Genomic DNA, 4,462 nt, shown 5'->3' with positions numbered 1-4,462 from the left:
CCGAATAGGGTGAATGGAAGAAAACGTCGATGGCGAAACCGTCGTAGACTGTTCACTTTCCGTTCACCGATTTTGGTTTTTCCCTCCCCAAACCTCCAATAGGCTGGAACTGTCATGAAGAAATGATGACGCGGCCAAACCACCAAGATTCAAGGAAACGCGTCGTCAGTATGTTGACAGAGGGAAAAAGAAATAATGCGTAACTCCATTCTTGTGCGCTCCATTGCCGCGGTTTCCGGCATCGTGATGCTTGCTTCCGTCGCGGCTTGCGGTGACAACACCGCCTCCACCGATTCTTCCAGCAACAGCAGCACCAAGACCGAAGCCGTGTCCGGCAACTTCTCCGGCGCGGGCGCTTCCTCCCAGCAGGCCGCGGTCGAAGCATGGATCGCCGGCTTCCAGGGAACCAACCCTGACGCCAAGGTCGCCTACAACCCGTCCGGTTCCGGCGCCGGCGTCTCCACCTTCCTGACCGGCGCCACCGCATGGGCCGGTTCCGACGCCGCCCTGACCGATGACGAGGTCTCCCAGTCCAAGAGCGTGTGCGCCTCCGGCACCGCCTTCGACATCCCGGTCTACATCTCCCCGATCGCCGTGGTGTTCAACCTCAATGGCGTGTCCGGCAAGGGCAAGACCCTGAACATGGACGCCGAGACCATCGCCAAGATCTTCGACGGCAAGATCACCAAGTGGAACGACGACGCCATCAAGAAGCAGAACCCGAAGGTCGACCTGCCTGACCTCGACATCACCGTGGTGCACCGTTCCGACAAGTCCGGCACCACCAAGAACTTCCTGAGCTACGTCAAGGACGCCGCCGGTGACGCTTGGAGCTACGAAGTCGGCGAGAACTGGCCGAACGAGGTCGGCCAGGGCGCCAAGGGCACTTCCGGTGTGATCTCCACCGTGCAGCAGGCCGACGGCACCATCGGCTACGCCGACGCCTCCCAGGCCGGCGAGCTCGGTACCGTGGCAGTGAAGGTCGGCAACGACTATGTGCCGTTCTCCTCCGAGGCCGCCGCCAAGGTCGTGGACGCATCCCCGCTCGACGATTCCGCCAAGGGCGACAACCGCGTGGTCATCAAGCTCGACCACAACACCACCGAAAAGGGCGCCTACCCGATCGTGCTGGTGTCCTACGACGTCGCCTGCCCGGCATACAAGGATGCGAACACCGCCAAGTTCGTCAAGTCCTGGCTCACCTACGTGACCAGCGACGAAGGCCAGCAGACCGCGGCTTCCGCGGCCGGCTCCGCTCCGATGTCCAGCTCTCTGCGCCAGAAGGTCACCAAGTCCATCGAGGCCATCAAGACCAAGTGAGTTTTCGAGGAAACCCCCAGACGATAGGTCTTTGATGAACAGCCATTGAGCATCCATTTCAGGCCGCATCCGCATTGCATAACGGTTGCGGCCTGAATGGTACCCATGAGTTGCGGCAAAGACGATGCGTCGGCTCTTCGGAGCGGGCGTTTCCCCAACGATTGCAATTAAGGAGAACCCGTGAGTTCGCAAAGCAAAACGGCGCAACAGCCGGTGAGCGGCAAAACCGCGGATAAGGTGTTCCGGGGCGTGGCCTACGCCTGCGGCATCCTCATCCTCGTGGTGCTGGCCGCCGTCGCACTGTTCCTGCTGTTCCGCGCCTGGCCGCTGATCGGCGGCGACCAGTCGGCCAACAGCGCCACCATCAGCAGCTTCACCGGCGGCAAGGCCTCCAACTTCTGGGGCTATGTCGGTCCGCTGCTGTTCGGCACCGTGCTGATTTCCGCGCTGGCGCTGCTGATTTCCTTCTTCGTGTCGGTCGGCATCGCCCTGTTCATTTCCCACTACGCGCCCAAGAAGCTCGCCACGGTGCTGAGCTACGTGGTCGATCTGCTCGCAGCCATCCCGTCCGTCATCTACGGTCTGTGGGGCGGTCTGGTATTGGTGCCCGCCATCTTCCCCTTCTGGAACTGGGTCGCCAAGTACCTTGGCTGGATTCCCCTGTTCGAAGGCCCCGCGGCCAATCCTTCCCGTACCGTCGCCACCGTCGCCGTCGTGCTGGCCGTCATGATTCTGCCGATCATCACGTCCATGTCGCGCGACATCTTCCTGCAGACCCCGCGTCTTCAGGAGGAGGCCGCCCTCGCGCTCGGCGCCACCAAGTGGGAGATGGTGAAGCTCGCCGTGCTGCCGTTCGGCAAATCCGGCGTCGTCTCCGCATCGATGCTTGGCTTGGGGCGCGCGCTCGGCGAGACGATGGCCGTGCTCATGATCCTGTCTCCTGGCCTCAACTTCTCCATCAAGCTGCTGCAGGCCTCGCAGAACCAGACGATTGCGGCGAATATCGCGGCGCAGTATCCGGAAGCCAACGATCTTGGCGTCTCCGTCCTGATCGGCACTGGTCTGGTGCTGTTCCTGATTACGTTCGTGGTGAACTTCGTCGCGCGTAAGCTCACCGAGAAAGCGAGTGTGTGATGACCGCCGTAGACAACAACGCCTCACCAATGGACGGCGCCCCCGTCATCGATTTCGACAAGTTCAAGCCGACGCGTTCCTTCACCGCGGCGCGCAAGCGCAAGGATTTCGCGATGCGCGTGCTCATCTCCTGCGCGTTCATCGTCGCGCTGATCCCGCTGTTCTCGGTGCTGCTCACCACCATCGTCAACGGTCTCAAGAGGCTGAATCTCAACTTCCTGAGCTACAACATGACCGGTGTGGTCGGCGGCAATCCGACGCCGTCCGGCGGCTACGGCGGCATTCTGCACGCCATCATCGGCACGCTGGAGATCACCTTCGGCGCCATGATCATCTCCATTCCGATTGGTCTGATGTGCGCCGTGTACCTGGTCGAATATTCGAACCATGGCAAGCTTTCGCGGGTCATCACCCTGCTGGTCGACGTGATGAGCGGCATCCCGTCCATCGTGGCCGGTCTGTTCGCCTTCTCGATGTTCACGATTCTCGTCGGCCCCGGCACCATCAACGGCTTCGAAGGTTCCGTCGCCCTGTCGTTGCTGATGCTGCCGACCGTGGTCAAATCCTCCGAGGAAATGCTGAAGATCGTGCCCCACGACCTGCGTGAGGCGTCCTACGCACTTGGCGTCACCAAGCAGCGCACCATCACGAAGATCGTGTTGCGCACCGCATTGCCCGGCATCGTCTCGGGCGCGATCCTCGCCGTCGCGCGTGTGATCGGCGAGACCGCTCCGTTGCTGATGACTGCCGGCTACATCTCCTCCACGAACTTCAACCTCTTCTCCGGCCAGATGACCACCCTTCCGGTGTACGTCTACCAGGAGTACTCGAAGCTCAACGCGAACTGCCCGGTCAACGCAAGCGCCTCCTGCGTGACCACCATCCCGATGGAACGCGCATGGGCCGCGGCTCTTGTGCTGATCCTCATCGTGCTTATCCTCAACCTCATCGGTCGACTGGTGGCGAAGGTGTTCTCCGTCAAGTCGGAGCGCTGAGTCGGTCAGGTAACGTCGAAATCACAGAAAACATAAGGAAATCAAATGGGACAACGTATTGATGTCAATCATCTGAACATCTACTACGGCGACTTCCTGGCCGTTGAAGATGTGAACATCAACATCGAAGCCAACAAGGTCACCGCATTCATCGGACCTTCCGGATGTGGAAAATCCACGGTTCTGCGCACGCTTGACCGCATGCACGAGATCATCCCCGGCGCCCACTGCAAGGGCGAGGTGCTGCTGGAAGGCAAGAACCTGTACGACAAGGACGTTGATCCGGTCGCCGTTCGTCGTGACGTCGGCATGGTCTTCCAGCGTCCGAACCCGTTCCCGACCATGTCGATCCGCGAGAACGTGCTGGCCGGCGTGCGGCTCAACAACCGCAAGATCACGAAGTCGGACGCGGATGATCTGGTCGAGTGGGCCCTGCGCGGCGCGAACCTGTGGAACGAGGTCAAGGACCGTCTCGACAACCCGGGCATCGGTCTGTCCGGTGGCCAGCAGCAGCGTCTGTGCATCGCGCGTGCCGTGGCCGTGCACCCGCAGGTGCTGTTGATGGATGAGCCGTGCTCCGCCCTTGACCCGATCTCGACGCTGGCCGTCGAGGACCTGATCAACGAGCTGAAGAACGACTACACCATCGTCATCGTGACCCACAACATGCAGCAGGCCGCCCGTATCGCCGACTACACCGCCTTCTTCAACCTGAAGGCCGTCGGCCAGCCGGGCCACCTCGAGTACTTCACCGACACCACCACCATGTTCAACAACCCGCAGAACGAGGAAGCCGAGCGCTACGTCTCCGGACGTTTCGGCTGATCGATCGCCAAGATGGCCCGGAAGCGGCAGCCCTGTGCTCGCCGTTTCCGGGCCGTTTTGGTATTTCCGGGTTTTGCGTTGCCGATGATTTTCCGGCTGCTTTCTGGCTGCTTTTGGCTCTGCGGTTGTTTTTTAAGGAGATCCCGGGCGGCTCAATCCTGCCGCGAGATGCATTCTGGTTCCATGGC

General features: G+C 61.1%; 4 protein-coding genes. All 4 read left to right on the top strand.

What is annotated here, in order from left to right:
• The first annotated feature begins 195 nt into the window (after positions 1-195).
• The 4 genes from pstS (at position 196) to pstB (ending at position 4,274) form a co-directional block, all read left to right on the top strand.
• Positions 196-1,320 (top strand): phosphate ABC transporter substrate-binding protein PstS, encoded by a 1,125-nt coding sequence (gene pstS, locus B3C64_RS03830; protein ID WP_291533852.1) that lies wholly within the window; start codon positions 196-198, stop codon positions 1,318-1,320.
• Between the two features lie 180 nt (positions 1,321-1,500).
• Entirely contained in the window at positions 1,501-2,454 is a 954-nt protein-coding gene (pstC, locus tag B3C64_RS03825) for a phosphate ABC transporter permease subunit PstC (RefSeq protein ID WP_291533851.1), read from the top strand.
• On the top strand, positions 2,454-3,449 hold the full coding sequence (gene pstA / locus B3C64_RS03820) for a phosphate ABC transporter permease PstA (protein WP_291533850.1): 996 nt from the start codon (positions 2,454-2,456) through the stop codon (positions 3,447-3,449). The genes pstC and pstA overlap by 1 nt, the downstream gene beginning before the upstream one ends.
• 45 nt (positions 3,450-3,494) lie before the next feature.
• On the top strand, positions 3,495-4,274 hold the full coding sequence (pstB, locus tag B3C64_RS03815; RefSeq protein WP_291533849.1) for a phosphate ABC transporter ATP-binding protein PstB: 780 nt from the start codon (positions 3,495-3,497) through the stop codon (positions 4,272-4,274).
• Positions 4,275-4,462: the final 188 nt, after the last annotated feature.

It is taken from the genome of Bifidobacterium sp. UBA6881, assembly GCA_002451435.1.
GTDB lineage: Bacteria > Actinomycetota > Actinomycetes > Actinomycetales > Bifidobacteriaceae > Bifidobacterium.
This window is presented reverse-complemented; position numbering and strand designations above follow the sequence as displayed.